Origin of the sequence: Patulibacter americanus DSM 16676 (assembly GCF_000420025.1) — a bacterium.
Lineage (GTDB): Bacteria > Actinomycetota > Thermoleophilia > Solirubrobacterales > Solirubrobacteraceae > Patulibacter > Patulibacter americanus.
The window spans coordinates 79335-105244 of the sequence record NZ_ATUD01000002.1 but is presented as its reverse complement, the minus strand read 5'-3'; the positions used below and the strand labels follow the sequence as shown (position 1 = coordinate 105244).

The following is a 25910-nucleotide window of genomic DNA, read 5'->3' as shown; positions in this document are numbered from 1 at the left end:
CTCGCGCCGGGGGGGCGAGCGCCCCCTGGCTCACTCGAAGGAGGTGACGCTCGACTGGCCGGCCATCACGACCGCACCGATCACGGCGGCGACGCAGAGCGCACCGAGGAGCGCCGGGCCGAGCCACCGCGGGCCGCGCCGCGACCCCTCGTGCAGCGCGACCGCGGCGAGCGCGCCGAACACGAGACCGCCGATGTGCCCGCCCCACGAGACGCCCGGGCGCAGCGAGAGCACGAGGTTGATCACGATGAGGAACCCGATCTGGCTCTGGAACGGGTTGAGGCCCTGTCGCCGCATCTCGACGACCAGGAACCCCATCAGCCCGAAGACCGCGCCGGACGCCCCGACGGTCGCACCCTGGGTCTGGACGAGCGCGCCGAACGAACCGCCCAGCAGCGCCGTCACGTACACGAGCCCGAAGCGGCCGCTGCCGAGCCGGGGCTCGAGCTCCGAGCCGAGGAACCACAGCAGCAGCATGTTGAAGCCGATGTGCAGGAGCCCCGAGTGGAGGAACCCGCCGGTGATGAGCCGCCAGTACTCGTGGTCCTGGATGCCGAAGCCGTAGAGGACACCGTTCTGGTAGATCCAGGAGCTGCCGCCCGTCCCGCCCGTGACGCCGAAGTTGCCCCCGGCGACGAAGAGGATCACGCAGATCGCGATGAGCGCCTGGGTGACCCGGGGCTCGCCCGAGCCGCCGATGCTCCCCATCGTGTGGACCTTCGTCCGGTCCTTCGCGCACTCCGGGCACCGCATGCCGACGGCCGTCGGAGTCATGCAGTCCGGGCAGATCGGACGGTCGCAGTTCGAACACCGCACGCCGGTCTCGCGTGCCGGGTGGCGGTAGCAGGTGGCCATTCGTTCGAGCGTACCGTGTGGACCTGAGGGGGCCCTCAACGGTTCCCGAAACGCTCGACGCCCCGGCGCACGGCCTCGGCGACATCCCCGGCCGCCCGGTCCAGCGGCGACGGGACGCGGGCGCGGCGGGCCTTGCCGCGCTGGCGCCAGCGCAGGACGGCGAGCCCCGTGCCGGCGGCGCCGCCCACGGCGACGGCGACGGCGGGCCGCACCCAGTTGCGCGGATTGCCCATCGAGGCGAGCTCCCACGACTCGAGCTCGTCGGCCGCAAGCTCCGTGAGGCTCTGCAGCGTCGCCTCGACGCGGGCACCGAGGCGCTCCGGCGGCTCGATCGGCGCCATCGCCTCGCGCAGCAGCGTCTCGATGTCGACGGTCGGACGGCTCACGAGGACAGCCCCTGCGTCGGCGTCTGGGCCACGAGGCCCTCGAGCTGCTTGATCGAGCGGTGGATCAGCACCTTCGTCGCACCGTCGGAGCGCCCCATCGCGCGGGCGATCTCGCGGTTGTCCATCCCGAGGGCGAAGCGCATGATGAGTGCCTCACGGCGGTCGTCGGGCAGGTCCTGGACGGCGGCGAGGATGCGACTGAGCTCGTCGCGTTCCTCCACGAGGTCCTCCGTGGTGTGCGTCGCCCGCAGGATCGTCGTCGAGTCGTCGTCGTCGATCGAGGTCTGGGGGCGGCGGGACCGGTCGCGGAAGAGGTTCGCGGCGAGGTTGTGCGCGATCCGGATCAGCCAGGGCCTCAGTGGCCGGCCGTCGGATTCCCGCAGTGCTCGCTCGAAGTGCCGGTAGGCCTGCAGGAACGTCTGCTCGGTGAGGTCCTCCGCGTCGTGGTGGTTCCCGACCCGGTAGTACGCGAAGGAGTAGACGTCCTTGAGGTGGGCGCGGTAGAGCTCCGAGAACCGATCGTCGAGCTCCGCCTTGTCCACCGGGTCACCATACCGTCAGGGCGTTGAGGCCCTCGGCGCGACCCCGGACGTCGTCAGCCGCGTGCCGAGCGGGCCCCCTGGTCGGGTGCGGCGGACAGGGCGGCGACGGGCGCCAGGCCGGCGGGCGCGAGCTCGGGACGCAGCAGCGCCGGGTCGACCCCGATGCCACGCTCCGTCGTGTGGCCGCCCAGGCTGTTCCAGCCGAGCTCGACGCAGGGCCAGATCCGGGCCGTGACGGCGTTGGCGAGCTCCGCCGTCGGGTCCTGCACCGTCGGGAAGGTCAGCGGCCGGCCGGCGCGCACGATCACCTTGTGCGGGCGGATCTTCCACTTCGTGCGGATGTGGGTCGTGCCGTGGACGGTCACGGGGACGACGGGCGCGCCCGTCTCGAGCGCCAGGCGGCCGACGCCGCGCTTGGCGCGGCCGATCCCGCCGGGCCGGGTGCGCGTGCCCTCGGGGAAGATCACGACGCAGTCGCCCCGCTCGAGGACCTGACGCGCGGTGCCCATGGCGTCGCCGTCCGCGTTGCCGCGGTCGATCGGGAACGCGCCCAGGCTGTTGAGGAACCAGCGCTGCAGCGGCTTGCGGAAGAGCTCCTTCTTCGCCACGAAGTACAGGGGCCTGCGACTCATCGCCCCGATGACGAACGGGTCGAGGAAGCTGCGGTGGTTCGCGGCGAAGATCACCGGGCCCGAGGCCGGGATGTGCTCGCGACCGATACGCGAGAGCCGGAAGTACACGTGGAAGAACGGCTGGAAGAACGCGCGCACCGTCCAGTAGACGAGCGGGTTGACGCCCTTGCCGACGCGGGCGTGCAGCGCGAGGCGCTGGTCGCGGTCCAGGTCGGGGCGCTCCCGCTTGGCGGGAGCGGTGCCGGGCTGCGGCGCCGCGTCGACGACGACGGCCGGCAACGGGGCTGAGCGGTCCTCGCGAGGCGGGGCGGTCGGAGTCTGGGGATCGTGCGCCATCTCACCCGGAAGGACCCCACAGGTCTCCCGTGGTTACAGGACGTGGAGGAGACCGGGCCCCGGCCCGGGCGTCTCGGGCCGCGACGCGTCGGACGTCGGCAGGGCCCGGTCCACCCGGAAGGGACCGGGCCCCGGCCCGGGCGTCTCGGGCAGCGACGCGTCGGACGTCGGCAGGGCCCGGTCCATCCGGGAGAGGTCGGGCCCACCGCGCTCCCCGGGTTCAGGAGCCCATGGCCGGATTCGAACCGGCGACCTTCGCTTTACAAGAGCGCTGCTCTGGCCAACTGAGCTACACGGGCACAATCGCGATCGTACTACCCGTTCCGGGCCGACTCCCACGCCCTCGGCCCCCGCGCCACCACTCGCCGCCCGTCGCCACGACGACCGACGGCCATCCCGACCTCAGCGGTCGGCGATGGGCGTTCCTGTCGTAGCCTGACCGGATGGCCGCCTCCCCCGATCCCTCAGCGACCGTCCACCCGCTGAAGCGGCTCTGGCGCCGGTCCACGGCGTTCCGCCCACGGATCGTCCTCGCGGTCGTCTCGACGGTCCTCAACAAGCTCTTCGACATCGCGCCGGAGCTCCTGATCGGCGTCGCCATCGACGTCGTGGTCCGGACGGAGGACTCCTTCGTCTCCCGGTTGCTCGGCATCGAGGACCGCGAGACCCAGCTCTACGTCCTGGCCGCCGTCACCGTCGTGGCGTGGGTCCTCGAGTCCTCCAGCCAGTACCTGGCGGACCGGCTCTGGCGGGGGCTCTCGCAGGATCTCCAGCACGACCTGCGCATGGACGCCTACCGGCACGTCCAGGACCTCGACACCGCGTGGTTCGAGGACCGCGAGTCCGGGCGCCTGCTGACGGTGCTCAACGACGACGTCAACCAGCTCGAACGGTTCCTCGACGTCGGGGCGGCGCACATCATCCTGACGGTCACGAACGTCGTCGCCGTCGGCGCGGTCTTCCTCGTCGTCTCGCCGCTGCTGGCGTTCGTGGCGTTCCTGCCGATCCCGGTGATCATGGCCGGCTCGCTGCTCTTCCAGCGGCGGCTCGGCCCGCGCTACGAGGCCGTGCGCGACCGCGCCGGCCGGCTCGGCGGGCTCATCGGCGGCAACCTCGGCGGCATCGCGACGATCAAGGCGTTCGGCGCCGAGGAGCGCGAGGCGGCGCGCGTCCACGAGGCCTCCACGGCGTACGCCACGGCCAACCGCCGGGCGATCGCGCTCAGCTCGGCGTTCGTCCCCCTCATCCGGATGGCGATCCTCGTCGGGTTCATCCTCACGCTCGTGCTGGGCGGCAAGGCCGCGCTGGACGGCACGCTCGAGGTCGGCCTCTACTCCGTGCTCGTGTTCATGACCCAGCGCCTGCTCTGGCCCCTGACGACGCTGGGCGAGACGCTCGATCTGTACCAGCGCGGCGTGGCCTCGATCCGCCGGATCCTCGACCTGCTCGACACCCCCGTGTTCATCCGTGGCGGCGCCCGCGAGCTCGAGGGGCCCCGCGGCACGCCGCTGGCGGTCGCCTTCCGCGACGTGCGCTTCGCCTACGGGGCCGCGCGCGCCGCCGAGTCGGGCGAGCCCGAGGAGCGCGTCGAGGTGCTGCGCGGCCTCGACATCGACGTACCCGCGGGCGAGACCCACGCGATCGTGGGCGCGACCGGCGCGGGCAAGTCCACCGTGGTCAAGCTGCTGCTGCGGCTCTACGACCCGGAGAGCGGCCAGGTCACGGTCGGTGGTGTCCCGGCGGACGAGCTCTCGTTCGCCGCGCTGCGCGGGACCGTCGGCTACGTCGGCCAGGACACGTTCCTCTTCGACGGCAGCGTCGCGGACAACCTGCGCTACGGCGCGCCCGACGCCGACGACACCGCCCTCGTCCGCGCCGCCGAGCTGGCCGAGGCCCACGGCTTCGTCGCCGCCCTCCCCCACGGGTACGACACCCCGGTCGGCGAGCGCGGCATCAAGCTCTCCGGTGGCCAGCGCCAGCGGCTGACGATCGCCCGCGCGCTCGTCCGCGATCCCGCGATCCTCGTCCTGGACGAGGCGACGAGCGCGGTCGACAACGAGACGGAGGCCGCGATCCAGCGCTCCCTGCTGCGCGTGTCCCGCGACCGGACGACGATCGTGATCGCCCACCGGCTCTCGACGATCCGCCACGCCGACCGCATCCACGTCATGGACGCCGGCCGCGTCACGGAGTCGGGCACCCACGACGAGCTCGTGACGCTCGGCGGGCGCTACGCCGGCCTGTGGTCCGTGCAGACGGGCGAGATCGCCGACGGCCTGCTGGACCGCGCGGCCCGCGGCGACGACTGAGTCCCCGGCCGCACCTGCGGGCCGGCGGGGACGGAGCTCCCCGGCGCCGGCCGCGGGGCGACGACGAACGGCGCGTCGCGGCCAGGTGCGCTCAGGGCGCGACGGGCGCCCAGGCCCCGCCGGCGCGGCCGAGCACGAGCTCGATCTCGCGCTCCCCGTCGCGGACGGTGAAGACGGCGCGGTCCGCGTCGACGCCCGGCTGGTCGTCGACGGCGACGAGCACGAGCTCCACGGCGTCGGGGTCGGCGACCCCGACGGCCGTGGCGGCCTGCCGGGCGGCGGCGTGGAGCACCGCCGGATCCCAGCCCTCGTCCGCGGCGTGCGCGGCGGCGAGCGAGGCGTTGGCGGCCCGGATCCGGGCGTCGGTGACGTCCCGGCGGGCGTGGTCGTGGCGCCGGCCGGCGATCCAGCCCGAGAGGACCAGGAGCGCGACGAGCGCGACGATCACGAGGACCGCCACCCCCACCACCGACACGGCCAGTGGCACGTGGCCGGTCGGGTCGGTGAGGGCGATCGGCGCGGCGGACGGCATGGCGGGCATGCTAGTCCGGACGCACCGGATGTTGGCGCGTCGGCGCTCAGACGGCGCGGAGCGGCACGCGCTCGCGCTCGTGGAGGAAGTCGCCGATCTTGCGCTTGACGCGCTGGAGCGCGTTGTCGACCCGCTTGGTGTCCGAGCCGAGCTTCTCCGCGATCTCCTCGTAGGTGCGGCCGCGCAGGTAGAGCGCGAGCACCCGGGACTCGAGGTCGGAGAGCAGCTCGGGAACCGACGACACCAGCGCGCGCAGCTCGTCGCGGTCGACGGCCAGACGGGCGGGGTCGTGCTTCTGCGGGCCGGCGATGACGTCGTGCATCGTCGACTCGCCCTCGGACGCACCGGGGGGCGGGGCGGACAACGACACGGCGTCGTTGAGCAGCTTCGCCTTGTGGCGGTTGTCGGCCTTGATGGCGGTGATCATCCGGCGCGTGATGCAGAGCTCCGCGAAGTTGCGGAAGCTCGACTCACGGTCGGTCCGGAAGTCCCGGATCGCCTCGTACAGGCCCATGAGCCCGTACTGGATGAGGTCGTCGCGGTCGCCACCGTTCAGGAAGAAGGAACTGGCCTTCATCCGGACGAACCCGTGGTATCGCGCGATCAACCGGTTGGTCGCCACGTCATCGCCACGCTTCGCGCGGGCGATCAAAAACCCATCCTCAACCTGACGTTGAGCGTTAGGGCTGGTCTTGAGTTGTGCCACGAGATGCCTTTCCGTCCGCCTCCACGCGGACTGACAAGCCTCGTAACGCGCGCCTCCCACGGCGCTATGAGCCAAAAATAGTTCCTGCGTGTCGCGGTCGCCGACCCCGAGGGCCCGGTCTAGACCTGAGGTCGACGGTCACGACGAGCAGGACTGTGACAGAAGTTATGTCCCCGTGTCAACACGTTCGCGCTGCTGCAAGATCGCGTACAGCAGCGCGGCGCTCGCGGCCCCCACGTTGAGGCTGTCGAGGTGCCCGCGGAGGGGCAGCGCGACGAGCTGGTCGCAGCTCGCGCTGACGCGGGCCCGCAGGCCCGTGCCCTCCGCGCCCATCACGAGGACGCAGCCGCCGGTGTAGTCCGGCTGGGTGTAGGGCACCGCCCCGTCCTCGCGCCCGGCGGCGCCGTAGATCCACGCGCCGGTGCTCTTGGCCTCGGCGAGCGCGTCGGCGAGGTTCCGGGCCTGCACGATCGGCAGGTGCTCCGTCGCGCCGGCCGACGCCTTCACGGCCGCGGGCGTCACCTCGGCCGCGCGGTGGCGGCAGATGATCATGCCCGTCGCGCCGACGCACTCGGCCGTGCGGGCGATCGCACCGAGGTTCTGCGGGTCCTGGACCTCGTCGAGGGCGATGATGAGCGGGTCGGGCTGCGCGAGCAGCTCCGCGAGCTCGACGTAGGGGTACGCGTCGACCGCGGCCACCACGCCCTGATGGTCCGGGGAGCCGGCGAGCGCCGCCAGTCCGTCGGAGTCCGCCAGGCGCACCTCGACCTCGTCGAGCTCCGCGAGCCAGCTCTCCCCCTCGAGGGTCGCCGCGGTCGCCCAGACGGCCCGCACGGGGCGCCTGCCGGCCCGCAGGACCTCGTGGACCGCGTTGCGACCGTAGAGGAGCTGCCCGTCACCCTGGAAGTCACGCGGCAGCGGCGGCGCGTCGGCCTCGCGACGGTCGCCGCGACCGCGACGCTCGCCGTCGGGACGTCCGCTCTCGGGACGTCCACCGTCGGGACGTCCGCCCCGCGGCGGACGGGCGGGCCCGTCGCGGCGCGGGCCGCGGGACGGACCGGTGGTCTCCCCCGGTCCGGGCAGCGGGCGGCCGGCCTTCTTCGCCGCCTTGCGCGCGGCCCAGTACTCCGGGCCGCGCTGGTCGCCCCAGTAGCCCTCGCCGCGCGGGTCGGGCGCGCCGGGCGCCGGCGGCTTGTTGCCCTTCTTCCCGGCCTCGGCGCGGCGCGCGTCGCGCGCGGCCTTGCCGCCCTTCAGGTTGGCGGCCTTTCGCGCGTCGCGCGGTTCGCCGCCCGCGCCCTTGGGCCCCTTGGCCGGCTTGTCGCGGCGCGGCTTCCCGGCCCCGCCCCCACCCTGTTTCGGCGTCACGCTGTGTCCTCCGCTCGTACGAGTTCGGCCCCGTCGGCACCGTCGCGGACGGTCCATCCGGCCGCCGCGAGGGCGTCGCGGAGCTCGTCCGCGCGCCCCCAGTCCCTCTCTGCGCGAGCGGCGTCCCGCTCCCGCAGCAGCCCGAGGGCCGCGTCGTCGGGCCCGTCGTCGTCGGGCGCGTCCAGCACGTTGTCCAGCGCCAGGATCCCCAGCATCTCCCGTAGGTGCTCGTCGCCGACCTGCTCGCCTGCCGCGGTGCGCCGGTTGGCGTCGCGGACCCAGGTCCACAGGTGGCCGAGACCACGGGCGGTGTTGAAGTCGTCGGCCAGCGCGTCGAGGAACGCGTCGCGCTCCGGCGCCAGCGCCTCCGGGGACGGCCCGGGCACGAGCGTGCGGGCGATCTCGCGCAGGCGACGGATCCCCCCGCGGGCCTGCTCGATCGTGTCCTCCGAGTAGGCGAGCGGCTGGCGGTAGTGCGCCGAGCAGAAGAGCAGCAGCAGGGCGTCGCGGGAGACCTCGGCGACGGCCTCGTGCAGCGCCGTGACGTTGCCGACGCTCTTCGCCATCTTCTCGCCGCGGAGCTGCAGCATCCCGTTGTGCATCCAGATCTGCGCGAGCTCGTGGTCGCGGGCGCAGCGGGTCTGCGCGGCCTCGTTCTCGTGGTGCGGGAAGACGAGGTCGTTGCCGCCACCGTGGATCTCGAAGCCGAGCCCCAGGGCCTCCTCCGCCATCGCGGAGCACTCGATGTGCCAGCCGGGGCGGCCGCGGCCCCAGGGGCTGTCCCAGGCGGTGTCCTCGCCCGGCTTGTTCGCCTTCCAGAGCGCGAAGTCCAGCGGATCCTGCTTGAGCTCGAGCCCCACCGGGTCGTCGCCCTCACCCTGGTCCATCTGGTCCACGTCCCGGCGCGAGAGGCTGCCGTAGCGCGCGTCGGAGCGCACGCGGAAGTAGACGTCGCCCTCGGCCTCGTAGGCGGCGTCGCGCGCGACGAGGTCCTCGATCAGCGCGATGATGCCCGGCATCGACGTCGTGGCGAGCGGCTCGACGTCGGGGCGGCCGAGGCCGAGCAGCTCGGTGTCGGCACGGTAGTGCGCGGACATCTCCTCGGCCAGCGCCGTCGACGTCGTGCCCTGCCGCACCGCGGCGGCGTAGATCTTGTCGTTGACGTCGGTGAGGTTCGCCACGAGCGTGACCTCGAAGCCCTCGTGCTGCAGGAAGCGCTTGAGCAGCGCGTAGACGACGAAGGGCCGCGCGTTGCCGACGTGGATGCGGTTGTAGACCGTCGGTCCGCAGGCGTAGATGCCCACCTGTCCGGGGACGCGCGGGCGCAGCTCCTGGAGCGCGCCGCTGGCGGTGTCGTGGATCCGGATCGTGCGCACGACCGTCGAGGGTATCGGCCGGGGGTGGCGTGACGACGCCCGTGTCCGCCGCACCCCCGGCGGGGATGGCCGCGCACGCGCCCCGCCACCGACGACGGCCGCCCCGGAGGGCGGCCGTCGGTGAAGCCGGGTGGGCGACGAGCGTCGCCCGGCGGGCTACTCCCCCGCGACCTCGCGGCTGGTGCTGATGGCGACCTCGTCGTGCAGGCCGACCTCGCCGGACGGGGTCTTGCCCGCCTGGTACGGGTAGGGCGACTGCTTCGTCTCGCCCTCCTCGAGGTACTCGTCCTCCGCGTTGACCTCCCAGAGGTCGTGCTGCTCGCCGTAGAGGTTGTCCACCGCGCGCATCGAGGTGAGCATGGAGTGGTCCGAGTTGTTGTAGCGGTGCAGCCCGTTGCGGCCGACCTGCTGCAGGTTCTCGATCGACGCGACCCAGCGCTTGATGATCTGGACGTTCTCGGCGTAGCCGTCGACGTAGTCCGGGTACGCCTTCGGGACGCGCACGACGTAGCCCTTGTCGACCTGGCCCGGCTTGGAGAGCCCGATCTGCTCGAGCTCCTTCGTGGCGAGCTTGACGAGGTCCTCGTCGGAGGACGTCCAGAGCTCGTCCCCCTCGAAGCAGAAGTACTCCATCCCGACGCAGCCCTTGGTCTCGTCCGGGACCATCCAGGGGCTCCACGAGCGGAAGTTCTGGATGCGACCGACGATGACGCCCGGCTCGTGGATGTAGATCCAGTTGTCCGGGAAGGGATCCTCGCCGTCGAGGATCAGGGAGACCGTGAGGAAGTCGCGGTAGCGCAGCGCCTCGGCGGCGGCGCGCACCTCGGCCGGGGCGCCCTCCGTCATCCGCAGCAGGTTGCGCAGCGGCAGAGAGGAGATGACGTTGCCGAAGTCGGTGATCGTCTCGCCGTTCACCGTGATCTCGGTGATCCGGTCGCCCTCGACCTTCATCCGCTCGATCGGGCTCTCCATCTCGATGGAGCCGCCGCGCTCCTCGATCGCGTTCGTCATCTTCTCCCACATCTGGCCGGGGCCGTAGCGGGGGTAGTCGAACTCCGTGATCAGCGTCTTGATGTCGCCGTTCTTCGACGGGAAGAACGCGTCCTTCGCCGCCGTGACGAAGGAGAGCCCCTTGATGCGCTGGGCGGCCCAGTCCGCCGTCATCTCGCTGGCGGGGCGGCCCCAGACCTTCTCGGTGTAGGTCTTGAAGAAGTGCTCGTAGAGGCGCTTGCCGAAGCGGGCCGAGACCCACTCCTCCAGGGACGCCTCGGGCTTGCGCCGGAAGGGCTTCTTCGCGACGGCCCAGAGGTACGAGAGACCCGACCGCGTCAGCTCGACCGGGCCGAGCTTCTTGATGACGTCCATCCCGTTGAGCGGGTAGTCCAGGAACTTCTTGTTCCAGTAGATGCGCGACATCCGCGGGCGACGGAGGAACTCGTCGCCCATGATCTCGTACCAGAGGTCCTCGACCTCACGGACCTTCGTGAAGAAGCGGTGCCCGCCGAGGTCGAAGCGGTAGCCGTCGCGGACGACGGTCATCGCGATGCCGCCGACCTGGTCGGCAGCCTCGTACACGGTCACGTCCGCGTCGCGCTTGGCGAGCAGGTAGCCGGCGGTCAGGCCGGCAGGGCCACCACCGATGACAAGCGTGCGGCCTTCAGGGGCGGTGGGGGTGATCGAGGACGAGGGGGTGCCGTGCATCGGGACTCCTACGGTCGGGGTGCGGTCAGCATGGTCAGGGACCAGTACCCGTAACCGGGGAAAAGGTCACGGTCGAACGGTGAAGAGTACGCCAAAGACGCCCCGACCCGGTCCGATGACCGGTCGACGACCCACCATCCGGAGTCGGGGGTCCGACAACAGCAGCGCGCGCCAGGCCCGCGTGCGGTCCGCGACGAGCTTCGTCCAGGGGCCCTGGAAGTTGCCGCCGGAGAGCACGGGGAGCACCAGCAGGATGCGCGATCCCGGGGCCTGGTCGCGGATCATGGCGTCGGCCAGGCGGTAGGGCTCGGCGGCCCGCAGGCGGTCCATCCCGTGGCGCCAGTCGAGCAGCCGGGTGTCCGTCTGGCGCCCGAGCGAGGTCGCGTAGCGCAGGCCGTCCGCGACGCCGTTCTTGCGCAACCCGTAGGCGACGACCGGCAGCTGCTCCGGGTGGATGCTTACGACGAGGTCGCCGGCCCGCAGCTCCGGGGCGACGGCGTCGACCATCGCCTGCGGCGTGGCCTTGTCGTGCAGCCGGGCACCCTGGGTGTTCGTGCCCCAGACGACGCACAGCAGGATCAGCGTGCCGATGGAGGCGCGGCCCGAGCGGGCGAGCAGGACGCCGGCCAGGAGGATCGCGGGACCGACGATCACGCCCATGTAGCGGTTGGCCCAGGCGGGGCTGACCTGGGACGCGAACCAGGCGAAGAGGAGCGTCGCGAGGAAGAGGACCGCGAGCACGATCGCGTGGTCGCGGAGGATCTTCGCCTCGGCGGGTGGGGCGACACCGGGGGCGGTGACGACGCCGCGGCGGGCGCCGCCGAGGACGCTCGCGCCGAAGACCATCGCGGCCACGAAGACGACCGCGGGGACCGTCGGGCTGGCGATGGACGCCATGCCCTCCACGAGCATCTGGACCGTCGGCTTGAGCGACCACGGCGCCCCCGTCTCCTTCGCCTGCTGCATCAGGCGGGGCACCCACGGCGCCCACACGACGGCGGTCGCGAGGTGGATGAAGAACCCGATCTTGAGGACGCGCACCCGTTCGGCGCGGTCGCCCTGCAGCAGCGCGCGGGCGCCGACGGCGAGCACGCTGCCGCCCACGAGGAAGACGCCCCAGGTGTGCGTGTAGAGCAGCACCATGAGGACGACGGCCAGCGCGACCTGGAAGCGGCGGGCGCCCGCGTCGAAGATCCGCAGGTGCAGGCCGGCGACGATCAACGAGATCAGCGCGACCAGCGAGTACATCCGCGTCTCCTGCGCGAAGTACGTGAGGTACGGCAGGGTGGCGGCCACGCCGGTCGCCCCGAGGGCGACACGGGGCCCCAGCGGCCGTCGTGCGAGCAGGTACGCCGTCGGGATAGCGGCGAGCGAGGAGAGCAGCGACAACGAGTGCGCCGCGGTCACCGAGTCACCGAAGATGCGCAGCCAGACGTGCAGGATCAGGTAGTAGACGGGCGGGTTGCCGTCGAGGCGCAGCGCGTGCGGGATCTCCGTGAACGGGAAGTTCGCGACGCCGACGCTGATGCCCTCGTCGATCCAGAAGGGCGCGTCGATGTTGCGGGTGCGCAGGAACAGCGACCACAGCAGGAGCAGGCCGACGCTGAACGCGGCGCCCGGCCCGGCGAGCCAGTCGACGACGGCGCCGACGCGGCGGCGGGCGTTCGCGGGGCGCGAGGTGGTGGCGGAGCTCATCGCTCTCCTCCGGGTGTGGGCGGACAACTCCGCGCTTCGATCTGCCAGTGGTCCGTGCGCGCCAGCACGGGGAGCGCCGGCACGCGGCCGACGCTCGGGCGCAGGATGTCGCCCTCGAGGAGGCGCACCCGGAACACCACGGGGGTGCGGCGGTACTTCGCATCCCGCACGTCGACGGCGTGCATGCGCAGCTGCCAGGCGACCTGCGGGACCATGAGGTTGAGGGTGCTGATGCCGCCGCACGCCCGCAGGCGCTCACGCCCGCCGGCGGCGTCGATCGCCTTCGGCAGCTCGTGCACGAGGTTGCCCTCGTAGACGACGCGCCGCACCTGCATCGGCAGCTGCTGGACCGCCGTGGCGACGACCACCACGGCGACGGCGCCGAGCACCACCCGGCGGGGCGTCTCCTCGAGGCCGCGCAGCGCGAGGGCGAGCGCGCATCCGGCCGCGACGATCAGGAAGGCCGCCGGCTGGATGAGGTAGCGCTCGTTGCCGGAGTAGCCGCGCTCGGTCATGATCGCGACGAGCACGAGCCAGGCGACGCCGAGCAGGGCGAGCGCCCCGACCACGAGCCAGGGGGCGTTCACGGCGCTCCCGGGGCCGAAGGCGCGTGTGGTCCCACCGGGGGCGTCCCGCCAGGCGGGGGCCGACCCGGGCGGGACGGCGTCCGGCGGCGCGGCGCCCGCGGGCGTCGAGGTGCCGCCGGCGGCCGCGGCCCGGCGCCGGGCCAGGACCGTCAGGGCGATCAGCAGGAGGACGGCGGCCCCGAACATCACCCACGTCGTCGTGGGGATCATCCGCGCGAAGTTGCGCACGACCGTGAGCCACGGATGCTCCGTCAGCGCGGGCGCGCCGGGGTCCGGGTTCTGCGCCCGGGTCGAGGCGCGGAAGTAGTCGCCCGAGCCCCACTTCTCCGGGACGAGCCACGCGAGAGGCAGGATCGCCAGGCCCGCGAGCACCCCGAAGCGCCCGCGCCAGCCGGCGTGCCACGCGACCCAGGCCGCGTACAGCAGCAGGAACGGCCACGCCTCGGGCCGCAGCAGGCCCGCGGCCACGCCCCACGTCATCGCGAGGCCGCGACGGCCGTCGAGCTCGGCGATGACCGCCGCGAGCACGAACGCCACCAGCAGGCCCTCGCTGTTGGCGAGCCAGCCGTGCCAGAAGAACCAGGGCGCCAGCAGCAGCGGCGCGGCGGAGAGCAGCCCGCCGAGCGTGCCGGCGATGCGCCGGCCGAGGGCGAAGGCGACGACGACGGCGGCCAGGGCCCCGATCCGGGCGACGAGCACCCAGATCGTCGGAGCGATCGAGCCGAGCGGGGCGGCGAGCGCCGTGACGACCACGGGCAGCGGCTTCCACGACGGTCCGTCGATCGTGTTGAGGTCGCCGTGGACCACCTCGCGACCCCAGATGATCCAGGCCCACGGGTCGTAGGTCGCCGTGGACGGCAGGATCAGGGAGAGCAGCGCCAGGAGCACGACGGCTCCGGCGGCGGCGGCCACGGGCGTGCGTGATCGGCCGCCCATGCGCGCGACATCGTACTCAGCAGCCCCCGTCCGCGGCGTCGGGGCCGCACCGTCGTCCCGGCGGGGCCCGACGCGCCCGGGAGCGCTCAGGGCTGCCGCACGATCGTCGCGACGGCCTGGGCCACGGCGCCCTCGCCGCGGCCGACGGCGTCGAGCCGCTCCGCGGTGGTCGCCTTCACGTTGACCCGTTCGACGTCGACGCCGAGAGTCCCCGCGATCGTGGCGGCCATGGCCGCCTTGTGCGGGCTGAGCTTCGGCCGCTCGAGGATCACGGTGGCGTCGACGTTCGTGACGGTCCACCCGCGCTCGGCGACGAGCGTCGTCACGTGCCGGAGCAGCGCGATGGAGTCGGCGCCGCGCCAGCGCTCGTCCGTGTCGGGGAAGTGCTCGCCGATGTCGCCCATCCCGGCCGCGCCGAGCAGGGCGTCGATCACCGCGTGGGTCAGGACGTCGGCGTCGGAGTGCCCGTCGAGCCCGACGGCGCTCTCGATGCGCACGCCACCCAGGATGAGCGGGCGGCCCTCCACGAGGCGGTGGCTGTCCCAGCCCAGCCCGGTGCGGACGTCGGGGAGCCCGGCGGGCATCAGCCCGGCCGCCCGGTCTCGGGGTCGATCGCCGGCGGCGGCGTGTCGCCGTGGCGGTGCACGCGCTCTGCGTCGGCCTGCTCGATCGGGATCTGGCGGCGGGTGCGGCGCTCGAACGTCGCCAGCTCGGTGATGCCGACCTCGCGCAGGAGGTCGAGCGCCTCGGCGTAGCCGTAGCCGAGGTGGTCGGGCGTGTGGGCGTCGCTCGACAACGTCACGGGGTTCCCCGCGTCCGCGACCATCTCGAGGAACGTGCGGGCCGGGTAGAGCTCGCCGACGGGCTTGCGCAGCCCCGCCGTGGAGAGCTCGACGGCGATGCCGGCGTCGGCGATCGCCTGGACGGCCGGCTCGTAGAAGTAGCGCAGGTCGCGCTCGGGCATCGGGCGGGCCGGGCCCCACACCTTCACGAGGTCGGGGTGCGCCAGGAGGTCGTACAGCCCGCTGCTCGCGCACTCGGCGAGGGTCTCGAAGTACCGGGTCCAGACCTCGTCGGCATTGCGGGCGCCCTGCCAGACGTCCCAGTTCGTCCCGGTCTCGTTGTACTCCGCATCCACGCCGCGGTCGGCGAGGAAGTGGACCGAGCCGATGACGTAGTCCCAGTCGCGGGCCTCGAGCAGCTCCGCCATCCGGTCCTCGCGCCCGGGGATGAAGTCGGCCTCGATCCCGAGTCGCAGGTCGGTCTCCTCGCGCACGAACGCGCAGTACGCGTCCAGGTCGTCGCGGGCGGAGAACCGCCAGAAGGGGTGCTGCCACACGTCGAGCGCCTGCTCGAAGCGGTGGATGTGCTCCGAGACGCCCAGCTCGGCGATCCCGCGGCCCGTCGCGGCCTCGCGGTAACGCTCCGCGTTCTTGGCCGTGAAGAACTGCTCCGGCTCGGACGGATGCGCGTCCGGGCGCAGGTGCACGTGGAGGTCGGTCAGCACGGGGCGGGATTCTGTCGCACCAGGTGCGGCAGCGGTGGCTGGTCTCTACGAATCGGCCGCGATCCAATCCGTCGGGACGCCACCCAAGTCCCCGAAAAGAACACTCGTCAAAGCCATGCCGATCGACGGATGGGCAGTGAGACGCACTTCGGCCTCCGGCATGGCCGTACCGAGAGCCGCCGCGGGCACTGCCGAGGCCGGGCAGCCACGGTCAACATCGAAGGTGCTGCCCGTTGGGGTTCTCATCCCCGGGCCATGCAACGCCCGCAGGGGGACGACGTTAGCCGTCGCTCCTACGGGACCGACAACGAGTAGGGCGTCGCGCTGTGCAGCACAGGTCGGCAGCGTCGCACGAAGGGCAGGATTCACGCCTACGATTGACCACGGCCTCCAACCGGAACCCAAAGCGGGCGCCGCTGCCACGAAGACGCCCACGCAGAGGGCAAGCGACACGGACGACGGCCTCAGCCATACCTCGTGCAGCCGCCACCACCCGTTGCCGAGTGAACTCGCTCCGTCTGCGAACTTCGCAACGACGAACACCGCGAGAGGCACTGTCAATGCTAGGAGCGGGAACACCGGGAAGAACACCAGCATGAGCGCGAGCACGGCTGCGATCGTGGCACCCCCGACGCGCCCGATGCTGCCCAGCTGGAACCACGCTACGAAGCGACGAACGGCGCCTCCGAGTTTGAGAAGCCACGGGAATGAAGGAAGCCGCAGGCGATCCCAAGCGTCCGGTTTGGGAAAGCACGCGGCAAGCTTTCGCGTGCCTCGTCTTGCGACCGCCGTGATGCGATCAAGGGTCTCACGCAGCGAGAACACGTCCCCGTTCTGGACCCGCTGCGAGAAGTCGCGGAAGGCAGACACGTAGACCAACATCACGACGAAGAGGTAGCCAGCGAGCGTGACCGCCACCCGAAGGACAGTCCCCGTGTCCAAAGCAGCAGCGCTGGAATCCCCGCGCGTGACGGCCGCGACGATGGCCGACACGGCGATGCAGACCACGAAATAGAACACGGTCCGCAACCATCGTCCCCGCACTCGGCCATGGCTTGGCCTAACGAGTTGCATCGGAGCGGCGAGTACCGCGGACAAGACCAGCCACACCAGCATCTGGCCGGCGACCGGCCCCGTTCCGCCGGACCAGTCGGCTACAACGCCGACGCCTGCGACTGCGAGCCCCATCCAAACCGCCCCGATGATGTCCAGAGCCGTGGCCGCATACCGGCGTACCACGCCTTCTGGCGCAAATCGGGCGACGGTGATCAGCGGCAAGAACAAACCGCCTACAAGAGCCACTCGCACGGCCTCGTATCCCGCCTCCCTGACGGGAGTCGCCTCGAGAATCGCGGGCACTGATACTCCGAGCCACGCCCCCTTTACAGCTGCGACGGAATACCCACCGATCAGCAGCATAGGAACCAAAGCTGCTATCTGCCCCAGCGCTGCCCAGCTCATTCGAGTGGCCGGCGGACGGAACGGTTGTGCTTGATGGCCGCCGCCAGACGGTCGTTCAGCCGAACTAGACATCGCGCGATATCGGGACGTGCGATGACCGCACCTCGGCGAGCAGCAGCCCCGCGAGGTGCAGATCCTCCGGCACGGTGACCTTCAGGTTGTTGCGCGGGGCGGGGACGAGGCGGACGTCGCCGCCGGCCGCCTCGACCAGCGAGGCGTCGTCCGTGGCGGCCGCGAGGACGTCGTCGGGCTGGGACAACGCCCGCTCCAGCACGTCGCGCCGGAAGACCTGCGGCGTCTGGATCGCCCAGAGGACGGAGCGGTCCAGCGTGCGGGCCACGCGCGGCAGGTCCGTGCCCGACGCGGAGCCGTGCGGCGCCGTGGCCTCCTTGACGGTGTCCGTCATCGGGGCCGCCGCGATGGCCGCGTCGGCACCCTGGGCCACGCCCAGCAGGCAGGCGCGCACGAGCTCGGGGGTCACGAGCGGGCGGGCGCCGTCGTGGACGAGCACCGGCTCCTGCGGCGGGCCCTCCCCGCAGGCGGCGAGGCCGGCCCGGACCGAGTGCGAGCGCTCGGCACCTCCGGGGACGGCGGTCACGCGGACCCCGTTCGTCCCGTCCCACGCCCCGTCGGGCAGCCCCCACTCCGCGGGGTCGGGCAGCTCCTCCCCGACGGGAAGGACGACGACGATCCGCCGGAGCGGCCGGGTGGCGATCAACGCCTCCAGCGACCAGGAGAGAAGGGGGCGGCCCAGAAGCGGGACGAGCGCCTTCGGCCGGGAATGGCCGAGGCGCTCGCCACGTCCTGCGGCGACGACGACCGCTACGGCCATCGTCGCCCGTGGGCGCACCCGGGGTGCACCGTCATGCTGCTACTCCTGCAGGGCCAGCTCCGCGTCGCTCTCGTCGACCGACTCGTCGTCGTCCTCGTCCTCGAGCGCGGCGGCGCGGGCCGCGGCCGCGATGTACTGCGGCGAGCCCTCGGCCGGCGGGGCCAGGATGCCGTCGAGGTACTCCTCGGCCTCGTCCTCGGTCTTCTCGAGCGCGTACATCAGCTCGGACGCGAGGACCTTCTTCGTCCGCGTGAACATCTGCTTCTCACCCGTCGAGAGGCCCTTCTCGTTCTCGCGGGTGGCGAGGTTGCGGACGACCTCGGCCAGCTCGTAGATGTTGCCGGTCTTGATCTTCTCGCGGTTGTGCTTGAAGCGCCGGTTCCAGTTCTTCGGCATGTCCGTGACCGGACCCTCGAGGACGTCGAGGACCTTGCGGACGGTCTCCTCGTCGATCACGCGCCGCAGCCCGACCGCGTTGGCCTGGTCGCACGGCACGTGGACCGTCATGTCGTTGTGCAGGATGCGGATCTTGAGGTAGTCGCGCTCCTCGCCCAGCACCTTGCGGGGCGCCCGGGACTTGACGACACCCGCCCCGTGGTGCGGGTACACGACGTTGTCGCCGACCTGAAAGTCGCATTCCGTGCTCGGAACGGGAATCTCGAACAGGTCGTCGTCGATGGTCTCAGTCATGGTCCCTCCTGGGATGGCCCGCGCGATGATGCGCGGCGGGAAGATCGCCCCGGCGGACGTGGTGCGTTGGGCGCATCACGTCTGCAGGTAGCGATCGACGAGGTTGATCTCCTGCAGACGGCGAAGGCCCTCTCGGATGTCCTTCGCCCTGATCTCGCCGACACCCGGCACCGATTCCAACTCGGCGTCGGTTCCGACGAGGAGCTCGTCCAGGCCACCGAAACGATCGATGATCTGCTGCACGACGAGCTTGGGGAGGCGCGGGATGCGCCCCAGCACCCGGTGGCCACGAGGGCTCACCGGGTAGTCCAGCGTGTTGAGCTTCCGGTTGAAGCCGAGGAGCTCGGCGAGTCGACCGAAATCGAGAAGATCGGGGTGCGGGAGGCGCGGCAGCTGCTCGAGCGCCTCGGCGACCGCCTCCTCGCTGGGGTCCGTGGAGTAGTCGCGGACGAGCGCGGCCTTCTCCCCCGCGGTGCCGACGGTGGTCTCCTCGAGCTGCATCTCGATGAGCCGGCCGTCCGTGCCCAGCTCAACGATGTAGCGCTCGATCTCGACCGCCATGCGGGAGACGAGCTCCGCGCGCTGGAGGACCGTGAGCACGTCGTGCAGGGACGCGCCGCCCTCGAACTCGAGGGCGGAGAGCCGCGTCGAGACCTGGTCGAGGCGGGCGCGGTACTTGTCCAGCGTCGCCAGCGCCTGGTTGGCCTTCGCGAGGACGACCGGGATCTGGTCGAGCTGGTACCGCATGCCGTCGACGTAGAGCGAGACGACCTCGCGGCGCTGCGAGATGGCGATGACGAGCGCGGCGGTCTGCTTCGACACCCGCTCCGCGGTGCGGTGCCGGGTGCCCGTCTCCTGCGTGAGGATCGTCGGGTCCGGGACGAGCTGGACGTTGGCCATCGCGATCTTCGTCGCGTTGGCGTTCAGGGTGATGGCGCCGTCCATCTTCGCCAGCTGGTAGAGCAGCGCCGGCGTGTAGTCGATGTCGAGGCGGATGCCACCCGAGCAGAGGTGCGTGATCTCCTCCGGCTCGCCGATGGCCAGCAGGCCGCCGGTGTGCGCGTTGAGGATCGAGTCGATCCCCTCCCGCAAAGCGGTACCCGGCGCAATCATCTCGAGCGCCTTCACCAGCCGGGGTTCCTGACGACCTTCGAGTTCGCCGAACTCTTCGCCGGAGCGCTGAACCATCGCAACAATTGTATCAAGGCCGTACCGGCCCCAACCCCATGTTCCAGGGTGTGCGGTCCTGATCGATTCTGCCCACCGGTTCTGCGGCCCGTGTAGGGGCCTTCCGGGGGTGGCGCTCGCTTCCTGCGACGGGGCCGTACTCCCCCGCTGAGGCCGACACTATCCGCCCCGCGGGTGCCGTGCATAACGGCGCGCCGAGCGGGGGCGCTCAGCCGTCGCGCTTCGGCCGCGGCAGCGCCGTGCGCAGGGCGTCCCGCAGGGTGGGGCAGCGCTCGGGCTGGACGACGGTGCCCAGGCCGAACTTGCGCGCCTCGGCCAGCCGGCGGTCCGCGTGGGCCACGCCACGCAGCTCGCCCGTGAGCCCGACCTCCCCGAAGCAGGCCACGGGCAGCTCGGCCTTGCCGTCCCCCGCCACCCCGGGGACGATCCCCCGCGCGGCGGAGGCGACGGCCAGCGCGACGGCGAGGTCGGCCCCGGGCTCGTCGGCCCGCACGCCGCCGACGACGTTGACGAACACGTCGTGGGTGCTCGTCGAGAGGCCGGCGTGGCGCGCGAGCACGGCGAGCACGAGCGCCAGCCGGTTGCGGTCGATGCCGTTGCAGACCCGACGCGGCGGGACGAGCTCGCTCGGCGACACGAGCGCCTGGACCTCGACGAGCAGCGGCCGCGTGCCCTCCATCGCGCACAGGACCACGGAGCCGGCGGCCTTCGTGGCCTCCCCCACGAACCGGGCGGACGGGTCCAGGACCTCGACGAGCCCGACGCCGCGCATCTCGAAGACGCCGGCCTCGTTCGTCGAGCCGAAGCGGTTCTTGCTGGCCCGCAGCGTGCGGTAGGTGCGCTCGCGCTCGCCCTCGAACTGCAGCACGCAGTCCACGAGGTGCTCGAGCACGCGCGGTCCGGCGAGCGAACCCTCCTTCGTGACGTGCCCGACGAGGACCGTCGCGACGTCGAGACGCTTGCAGACCTCCATCAGCCGGCCGGCGACCTCACGCACCTGCGAGACGGAGCCGGGGGCCCCGGAGAGGTCCGGATCGTGCATCGTCTGCACGGAGTCGATGACGCAGACCTCGGGCCGCTCCGCCTCGATGGTCGCGATCACGGTGGCGAGGTCGGTCTCGGCCAGGATCGGCACGTCGAGCGCCGAGGCGAGCCCGACGGGCGGGCCGTCGCCGGGCTTCGCCGCGCTCCCGGCGTCCTCCGGGCCGGGCGGGGCCGCGAGGCGCTCCGCGCGCAGGCGGACCTGGGCGGCGGACTCCTCGCCGGACACGTAGAGGGTGCGCGTGCCCGCACCCTCGAGGTGGCCGAGGACCGTGTTCAGGAGCGTCGACTTGCCGATGCCGGGCGAGCCGCCGAGCAGGACGAGGGAGCCAGGTACGAGGCCGCCACCGAGCACGCGGTCGACCTCGCCCAGGCCGGTGCACATGCGGGGGACGCGAGGAGCGGTGACGTCGCGCAGCCGGGTCGGTGCGCCCGCGGGCACGCCGCCGCCCCGGGCGCCGGCGGGGGCCGCGGCCGCGCCCCCCGCCGCCTTCGTCCCGCCACGACCGCCCGTGGGCTTGTTCGCCCGCTCCTCGGTGATCGTGCCCCAGGCGCCGCAGCCCGGGCACTGGCCGAGCCAGCGGGGCGTCTCGTGGCCGCAGGCGGTGCAGACGTGGATCGTGGCGGTGCGGGCCATGGACCGAAGGACGCTACGCCCAGCACCGGCGGAGAGACCAGGGGCGGGGCGTCACGCCTCCGTGACGCCTCCGTGGCGACTCCGTGACGAGCCGGTCTCGACCCTGCCCCGCGTGCGTGACGAGCCCGTCGAACGTCGGTGCGGCGTCCCGCAGCCGCGTCTCCGGCGACGCGGGCGCCGCCGGGCCCGGAGCCGCCGGTTCGGGGCCGCCGGGCCCGGAGTCGCCCGCGGGGCTCAGCCCGCGGCGTCGAGTGCCTGCGTCAGGTCGGCGACGACGTCCTCGGCGGACTCGAGGCCGGCGCTGAAGCGGATGTAGCCCGGGCCGACCTGGCCGTCGCCGAAGCGGTCGCGGCGCTCCGCCGAGGAGTGCATGCCGCCGAAGCTCGTGGCCTCGACGACGAGGCGCAGGGCACCGAGGAACGCCTTCGCCCGCCGCATCGTGCCCAGGTCGAAGCCCACGACGCTCGAGATGCCGGGGTAGCGCACGTCGTCGAGGTCGTCGCGCGCGCTCAGGGCCGCGAAGACCGCCGCGGCGACGGCCTCCTGCCGCTGCAACCGCACGTCGAGCGTGCCGAGCGAGCGGTGCGCGAGCCAGATCTCGAACGGGCCCGGCACCGCGCCGGCCAGCGTGCGCCAGCCACGGATCCGCTCGAGCAGCTCCGTGTCGCGGGAGGACACGTGCCCGAGGATGAGGTCGCTGTGCCCCGTGAGGTGCTTGGAGTCCGACGAGACGACGAGGTCGGCACCGAGCTCGAGCGGCCGCTGGCGCAGCGGGGTCGCCAGCGTGTTGTCGACGACGACCTTCGCCCCGGCCTCGCGGCAGATCGCGATCGTCTCCCCCAGCTCGAGGATCTGCAGCCCGGGGTTGGCGGGCGTCTCGATCCACACGAGCGCCGCGCCCTTGGCGGCGCGGCGGATCGCCTCGTCCGTCGTCGGGACCGTGCGGACGCCGACGCCCCGCGGCGCGAGGTGCTCGCGGGCGAAGGTAAGGACCCCCGGGTAGCCGTCGCTCGGCGCGACGAGCGTGTCGTCCGGCCCGAGCATGCACTGCAGCACCGCTGTGGCGGCCGCCATGCCGGAGGCGAAGACGACGGTGCCGCCGCCGTCGAGCGCCCCGAGCGCCTCCTCGTAGCGCTCGAACCCCGGGTTGCTCATCCGGCCGTAGACGTGGCTGACGTCCTGCGGGTCGCCCGCGGCGTGGTACGGCCCGGCGAAGACGGGACCCTGCAGGAACGGCTCGCCCTGGACGGCCGGGGAGAGACCGGCGGTCACCACGCGTGTGGCCATGCCCGCTTCGTCTCGGTGGCGCTCGTGCTCCACCACGTTGCCGCGCACCACGCCGGCGCCGCCGGGCCCGTCGGACTCCAGGGCCGCCCGCTCGGGCGAGCGCGCACCGTCCTCGCCGGAAGGACCGGTGGCCGGCGGCGTGGCGGACGACGATCCGGCGCTCGTCGGGGCCTCCGCGTCGCCGAACGGTCCCGCGGACGCCGGCTCGGGGGCCGGCGCGTCGCCCGTCCGCTCCGCGGCGAGCCGTTCGCGCTGGGCGTCGAGCCGGGCACGCGCGGCGGCAGCGACGCCCTTGGGCAGGACCCCTGCCTCCCCCTTGACCCAGGTGTCCCCGGCGTCGTCGTTCCCGCTCATGCGGAGCGCTCCGCGCGGTCGTCGGCGGTCGGGACGGGGACGCCGACGTCGCGGCGAGGGGCACTGGGCTGCGTCACCCGAGCAGCGTACCGCCGCCGGGGAGAGCGGCCCGGGCCCCGCCCCGAGCGTCGCGGGCTCGTGACCGCGGGCAGCGACCGGGCTCGGGGCACCCGGAGGGCCCCGACCCGGAACGCACGAAGGGCGGGGCCTGTGGCCCCGCCCTTCAGCGGTCCTGCGGTGTTGCGGCGGTGCTAGGCGTCCTGCGCGGGCGCCTCGCCCGTCGGCTCGACCTCGGGCTCGGGCGTCTCGGCCTCGTCCTCGGTGGCGCCGACGGTGGCGGCCACCGGCACCGGAGCTTCGACGACCGTCAGCGTGACGGCGTTCTCCGTGTCGCCCTCCGGCGCCACGTCGACCTTGACGAGCGCCTTCGGCGGCACCTCGTTCGCGAGCACGAAGTCCGCGAGCGGGTCCTCGATGTAGCGCTGGATCGCCCGGCGGAGCGGACGGGCACCCATCGCGGGGTCCCAGCCCTTCTCGACCAGGAGGTCCTTGACGCCGTCCGACAGCTCCAGTGTCAGCTCACGGTCGCGCAGCGACTTGCGCACGCGGTCGATCATCAGCTCGACGATCTGCGTGATCTGCGGCTTGTTGAGCTTGTGGAAGACGATGACCTCGTCGATCCGGTTGAGGAACTCCGGCTTGAAGGCCTTCTTCAGCTCGCCCGTGACGCGCTGCTTCATGTCCTCGTACGTGAGCGCCTCGTCGTCGTCACCGAGCTGGAAGCCCAGCGGCGTCGACTTCGCGATCTCCGAGGCGCCGATGTTCGACGTCATGATCACGATGGCGTGACGGAAGTCGACCGTCCGGCCCTGCGAGTCCGTCAGCCGCCCGTCCTCCAGGATCTGGAGCAGCAGGTTGAAGACGTCCGGGTGGGCCTTCTCGATCTCGTCCAGCAGGAGGACGGAGTACGGCTTGCGCCGCACGGCCTCGGTCAGCTGACCGCCCTCGTCGTACCCGACGTAGCCCGGGGGCGAGCCCACGAGCCGCGAGACGGCGTGCTTCTCCATGTACTCCGACATGTCGACGCGGACCATTGCGTCGGCGTCGCCGAACAGGAAGTTGGCCAGCGACTTCGCCAGCTCCGTCTTCCCCACGCCCGTCGGGCCGAGGAAGATGAACGAGCCGGTCGGGCGCTTCGGGTCCTTCAGGCCGGCGCGCGAGCGCCGGATGGCCTTCGAGACGACCTTGACGGCCTGCTCCTGGCCGATGACGCGCTCGTGGAGCTCCTCCTCCATGCGCATCAGGCGACGGGTCTCCGCCTCCGTCAGCTTGAAGACCGGGATACCGGTCCACATGGAGACGATGTCGGCGATCTCCTCCTCGCCGATCGACAGGCGCGGCTGCTCGCCCTCGCCCTGCTCCCACTGCTCGACGAGCTCGCGCTTCTTCTGCACGAGCTTGCGCTCCTCGTCGCGCAGCGACGCGGCCGTCTCGTACTCCTGCGCCTCGATCGCCGCGTCCTTCTTGCGGCGCGCCTCGGCGATCTGCTCCTCGACCTCCTGGAACACCGGCGGCGACGCCATCGAGCGGATCCGCTTGCGCGAGGCCGCCTCGTCGATGAGGTCGATCGCCTTGTCCGGGAGCTGGCGGTCGGAGATGTAGCGGTCGGCGAGCTCGACGGCGGCCTCGAGGGCCTCGTCGGTGATCTCGACCTTGTGGTGCTGCTCGTAGCGGTCGCGCAGGCCCTTCAGGATCTGCACGGCCTCCTCCGGCGCGGGCTGCTCGACGCGCACCTGCTGGAAGCGACGCTCCAGCGCTGAGTCGCGCTCGAGGTACTTGCGGTACTCGTCGATCGTCGTGGCGCCGATCGTCTGCAGCTCGCCACGCGCCAGGGCCGGCTTGAGGATCGAGGCCGCGTCGATCGCGCCCTCGGCCGCGCCGGCACCCACGAGGTTGTGGATCTCGTCGATGAAGAGGATGACGTCGCCCTTGTTGGCGATCTCCTTCATCACCTTCTTGAGGCGCTCCTCGAACTCACCGCGGTACTTCGAGCCGGCGACGAGGGCCGCCAGGTCGAGCGTGTAGATCTGCTTGTCGCGCAGCAGCTCGGGCACCTCGCCCGAGGAGATGGCCTGCGCCAGACCCTCGACGACGGCCGTCTTGCCGACGCCCGGCTCGCCGATCAGGACCGGGTTGTTCTTCGTGCGGCGCGAGAGGATCTGCATGATCCGCTCGATCTCGGTCTCGCGACCGACGACCGGGTCGAGCTTGCCCTCGGCGGCCAGCTTCGTCAGGTCTCGACCGAACTGGTCGAGCACCTTGGAGGAGCGCTGCTTCGGCGACCCCTCGGTGGTCTGGCCGGAGCCGCCGACGGAGGAGCCCGTCGTCTGACGGCGCCCGCCCGGGCCGGACAGCATCCGGATGACCTCGTTGCGGATCTTCTCGCTGTCGGCGTCGAAGTCGAGGAGGATGCGGGCGGCGACGCCCTCGTTCTCCCGGACCAGGCCGAGCAGGATGTGCTCCGTGCCGATGTAGTTGTGCCCAAGGCTCAGCGCTTCACGCAGCGCCAGCTCGAGGACCTTCTTCGCGCGGGGCGTGAACGGGATCTGGCCCGAGGTGACTTCCTCACCCGAGCCGACGATCCGCACGACCTGCGCCCGCACGCGTTCGACGGTGATGTCGAGGGACTCGAGCACGCGCGCGGCGAGCCCCTCCTCCTCACGCAACAGACCGAGAAGGATGTGCTCCGTCCCGATGTAGTTGTGCTTGAGCGTCCGCGCCTCTTCCTGGGCGAGAACGACAACCTGCCTGGCTCGTTCTGTGAATCGCTCGAACATCCTGGGGATCCTTCCGTGGCTCAAGAGAGACTCTACCAGCGGCCTCACCCGGCCCTGCCAGACACCCCTCCCGTACAGGACTTACGACGCTCAGGCCCTGCCTGGATGCGTCAAAAGC

Annotated in this window: 21 protein-coding genes and 1 tRNA gene; 1 reads left to right on the top strand and 21 read right to left on the bottom strand. The window is 72.2% G+C overall.

From position 1 onward, the window contains the following. Positions 1 to 30: 30 nt before the first annotated feature. From F593_RS0104720 to F593_RS0104695, 5 genes are all read right to left on the bottom strand, one after another. Positions 31 to 855: a rhomboid family intramembrane serine protease gene (locus tag F593_RS0104720; RefSeq protein ID WP_022927606.1), complete on the bottom strand. Its 825-nt coding sequence runs from the start codon at positions 853 to 855 to the stop codon at positions 31 to 33. 35 nt (positions 856 to 890) lie between these two features. Beyond that, positions 891 to 1241, bottom strand: a complete 351-nt coding sequence (locus F593_RS0104715) for a hypothetical protein (RefSeq protein WP_022927605.1) — start codon at positions 1239 to 1241, stop codon at positions 891 to 893. Then, the gene (locus tag F593_RS0104710; protein WP_022927604.1) at positions 1238 to 1783 is read right to left on the bottom strand and encodes an RNA polymerase sigma factor; all 546 of its coding nucleotides are present in this window, start codon (positions 1781 to 1783) and stop codon (positions 1238 to 1240) included. Before F593_RS0104710 ends, F593_RS0104715 begins: the two co-directional genes overlap by 4 nt. Positions 1784 to 1836: 53 nt before the next feature. Further along, positions 1837 to 2694: a lysophospholipid acyltransferase family protein gene (locus F593_RS27775; RefSeq protein WP_022927603.1), complete on the bottom strand. Its 858-nt coding sequence runs from the start codon at positions 2692 to 2694 to the stop codon at positions 1837 to 1839. A gap of 282 nt (positions 2695 to 2976) precedes the next feature. Then, positions 2977 to 3050 (bottom strand) — tRNA-Thr (locus F593_RS0104695). 144 nt (positions 3051 to 3194) lie between these two features. On the opposite strand from F593_RS0104695, the gene F593_RS0104690 reads away from it, so the two are divergent. Beyond that, positions 3195 to 5060 carry an ABC transporter ATP-binding protein gene (locus tag F593_RS0104690; RefSeq protein ID WP_022927602.1) on the top strand — a complete coding sequence of 622 codons (1866 nt, stop codon included), beginning with the start codon at positions 3195 to 3197 and terminating at the stop codon, positions 5058 to 5060. 91 nt (positions 5061 to 5151) lie between these two features. Here the strand turns inward: F593_RS0104690 and F593_RS0104685 are convergent, their stop codons facing one another. From F593_RS0104685 to F593_RS0104605, 16 genes are all read right to left on the bottom strand, one after another. After that, positions 5152 to 5592 carry a hypothetical protein gene (locus tag F593_RS0104685; protein WP_022927601.1) on the bottom strand — a complete coding sequence of 147 codons (441 nt, stop codon included), beginning with the start codon at positions 5590 to 5592 and terminating at the stop codon, positions 5152 to 5154. A 46-nt stretch (positions 5593 to 5638) separates the two neighbouring features. Then, entirely contained in the window at positions 5639 to 6298 is a 660-nt protein-coding gene (gene sigH, locus F593_RS0104680) for an RNA polymerase sporulation sigma factor SigH (protein WP_051160433.1), read from the bottom strand. A 165-nt stretch (positions 6299 to 6463) separates the two neighbouring features. Beyond that, the gene (rlmB, locus tag F593_RS29120; protein ID WP_022927599.1) at positions 6464 to 7663 is read right to left on the bottom strand and encodes a 23S rRNA (guanosine(2251)-2'-O)-methyltransferase RlmB; all 1200 of its coding nucleotides are present in this window, start codon (positions 7661 to 7663) and stop codon (positions 6464 to 6466) included. Beyond that, positions 7660 to 9039 carry a cysteine--tRNA ligase gene (cysS, locus tag F593_RS0104670; protein WP_022927598.1) on the bottom strand — a complete coding sequence of 460 codons (1380 nt, stop codon included), beginning with the start codon at positions 9037 to 9039 and terminating at the stop codon, positions 7660 to 7662. Before cysS ends, rlmB begins: the two co-directional genes overlap by 4 nt. A 156-nt stretch (positions 9040 to 9195) precedes the next feature. Next, a complete protein-coding gene (locus F593_RS0104665; protein ID WP_022927597.1) occupies positions 9196 to 10740 on the bottom strand; it encodes an NAD(P)/FAD-dependent oxidoreductase in 1545 nt (514 codons plus the stop codon). Positions 10741 to 10806: 66 nt separating this feature from the next. Next, entirely contained in the window at positions 10807 to 12435 is a 1629-nt protein-coding gene (locus F593_RS22490) for a glycosyltransferase family 39 protein (RefSeq protein WP_022927596.1), read from the bottom strand. Further along, positions 12432 to 13958, bottom strand: a complete 1527-nt coding sequence (locus tag F593_RS0104655; RefSeq protein ID WP_028721437.1) for a hypothetical protein — start codon at positions 13956 to 13958, stop codon at positions 12432 to 12434. The genes F593_RS22490 and F593_RS0104655 overlap by 4 nt, the downstream gene beginning before the upstream one ends. Positions 13959 to 14044: 86 nt before the next feature. Beyond that, entirely contained in the window at positions 14045 to 14542 is a 498-nt protein-coding gene (gene ispF / locus F593_RS0104650) for a 2-C-methyl-D-erythritol 2,4-cyclodiphosphate synthase (RefSeq protein ID WP_033205943.1), read from the bottom strand. Continuing rightward, positions 14542 to 15465: a histidinol-phosphatase HisJ family protein gene (locus F593_RS0104645; RefSeq protein WP_022927594.1), complete on the bottom strand. Its 924-nt coding sequence runs from the start codon at positions 15463 to 15465 to the stop codon at positions 14542 to 14544. Before F593_RS0104645 ends, ispF begins: the two co-directional genes overlap by 1 nt. A 45-nt stretch (positions 15466 to 15510) precedes the next feature. After that, entirely contained in the window at positions 15511 to 16884 is a 1374-nt protein-coding gene (locus F593_RS0104640; protein WP_022927593.1) for a hypothetical protein, read from the bottom strand. Between the two features lie 106 nt (positions 16885 to 16990). Continuing rightward, positions 16991 to 17758 (bottom strand): 2-C-methyl-D-erythritol 4-phosphate cytidylyltransferase, encoded by a 768-nt coding sequence (gene ispD / locus F593_RS22485; RefSeq protein WP_022927592.1) that lies wholly within the window; start codon positions 17756 to 17758, stop codon positions 16991 to 16993. A 39-nt stretch (positions 17759 to 17797) separates the two neighbouring features. Continuing rightward, complete coding sequence (locus F593_RS0104630) at positions 17798 to 18448, bottom strand: CarD family transcriptional regulator (protein ID WP_022927591.1); 651 nt, start codon at positions 18446 to 18448, stop codon at positions 17798 to 17800. Positions 18449 to 18523: 75 nt separating this feature from the next. Further along, positions 18524 to 19636, bottom strand: a complete 1113-nt coding sequence (gene disA, locus F593_RS0104625) for a DNA integrity scanning diadenylate cyclase DisA (RefSeq protein ID WP_022927590.1) — start codon at positions 19634 to 19636, stop codon at positions 18524 to 18526. A 208-nt stretch (positions 19637 to 19844) separates the two neighbouring features. Then, positions 19845 to 21314, bottom strand: coding sequence for a DNA repair protein RadA (gene radA / locus F593_RS0104620; RefSeq protein WP_022927589.1), 1470 nt, complete (start codon positions 21312 to 21314; stop codon positions 19845 to 19847). Positions 21315 to 21548: 234 nt separating this feature from the next. Further along, entirely contained in the window at positions 21549 to 22955 is a 1407-nt protein-coding gene (locus tag F593_RS0104615) for a PLP-dependent transferase (RefSeq protein WP_022927588.1), read from the bottom strand. Between the two features lie 251 nt (positions 22956 to 23206). Continuing rightward, positions 23207 to 25792: an ATP-dependent Clp protease ATP-binding subunit gene (locus tag F593_RS0104605; protein ID WP_022927587.1), complete on the bottom strand. Its 2586-nt coding sequence runs from the start codon at positions 25790 to 25792 to the stop codon at positions 23207 to 23209. Between the last annotated feature and the right edge of the window lie 118 nt (positions 25793 to 25910).

Excerpts from the sequence above, each read along its gene's own strand:
- F593_RS0104720 (WP_022927606.1), bottom strand. The coding sequence starts at position 855 with ATGGCCACCTGCTACCGCCACCCGGCACGCGAGACCGGCGTGCGGTGT.
- F593_RS0104690 (WP_022927602.1), top strand. The coding sequence starts at position 3,195 with ATGGCCGCCTCCCCCGATCCCTCAGCGACCGTCCACCCGCTGAAGCGG.
- F593_RS0104685 (WP_022927601.1), bottom strand. The coding sequence starts at position 5,592 with ATGCCGTCCGCCGCGCCGATCGCCCTCACCGACCCGACCGGCCACGTG.
- F593_RS0104665 (WP_022927597.1), bottom strand. The coding sequence starts at position 10,740 with ATGCACGGCACCCCCTCGTCCTCGATCACCCCCACCGCCCCTGAAGGC.
- F593_RS22490 (WP_022927596.1), bottom strand. The coding sequence starts at position 12,435 with ATGAGCTCCGCCACCACCTCGCGCCCCGCGAACGCCCGCCGCCGCGTC.
- F593_RS0104655 (WP_028721437.1), bottom strand. The coding sequence starts at position 13,958 with ATGGGCGGCCGATCACGCACGCCCGTGGCCGCCGCCGCCGGAGCCGTC.
- ispF (WP_033205943.1), bottom strand. The coding sequence starts at position 14,542 with ATGCCCGCCGGGCTCCCCGACGTCCGCACCGGGCTGGGCTGGGACAGC.
- F593_RS0104640 (WP_022927593.1), bottom strand. The coding sequence starts at position 16,884 with ATGCTGCTGATCGGTGGGTATTCCGTCGCAGCTGTAAAGGGGGCGTGG.
- ispD (WP_022927592.1), bottom strand. The coding sequence starts at position 17,758 with ATGGCCGTAGCGGTCGTCGTCGCCGCAGGACGTGGCGAGCGCCTCGGC.
- F593_RS0104630 (WP_022927591.1), bottom strand. The coding sequence starts at position 18,448 with ATGACTGAGACCATCGACGACGACCTGTTCGAGATTCCCGTTCCGAGC.
- disA (WP_022927590.1), bottom strand. The coding sequence starts at position 19,636 with ATGGTTCAGCGCTCCGGCGAAGAGTTCGGCGAACTCGAAGGTCGTCAG.
- radA (WP_022927589.1), bottom strand. The coding sequence starts at position 21,314 with ATGGCCCGCACCGCCACGATCCACGTCTGCACCGCCTGCGGCCACGAG.
- F593_RS0104615 (WP_022927588.1), bottom strand. The coding sequence starts at position 22,955 with ATGAGCGGGAACGACGACGCCGGGGACACCTGGGTCAAGGGGGAGGCA.
- F593_RS0104605 (WP_022927587.1), bottom strand. The coding sequence starts at position 25,792 with ATGTTCGAGCGATTCACAGAACGAGCCAGGCAGGTTGTCGTTCTCGCC.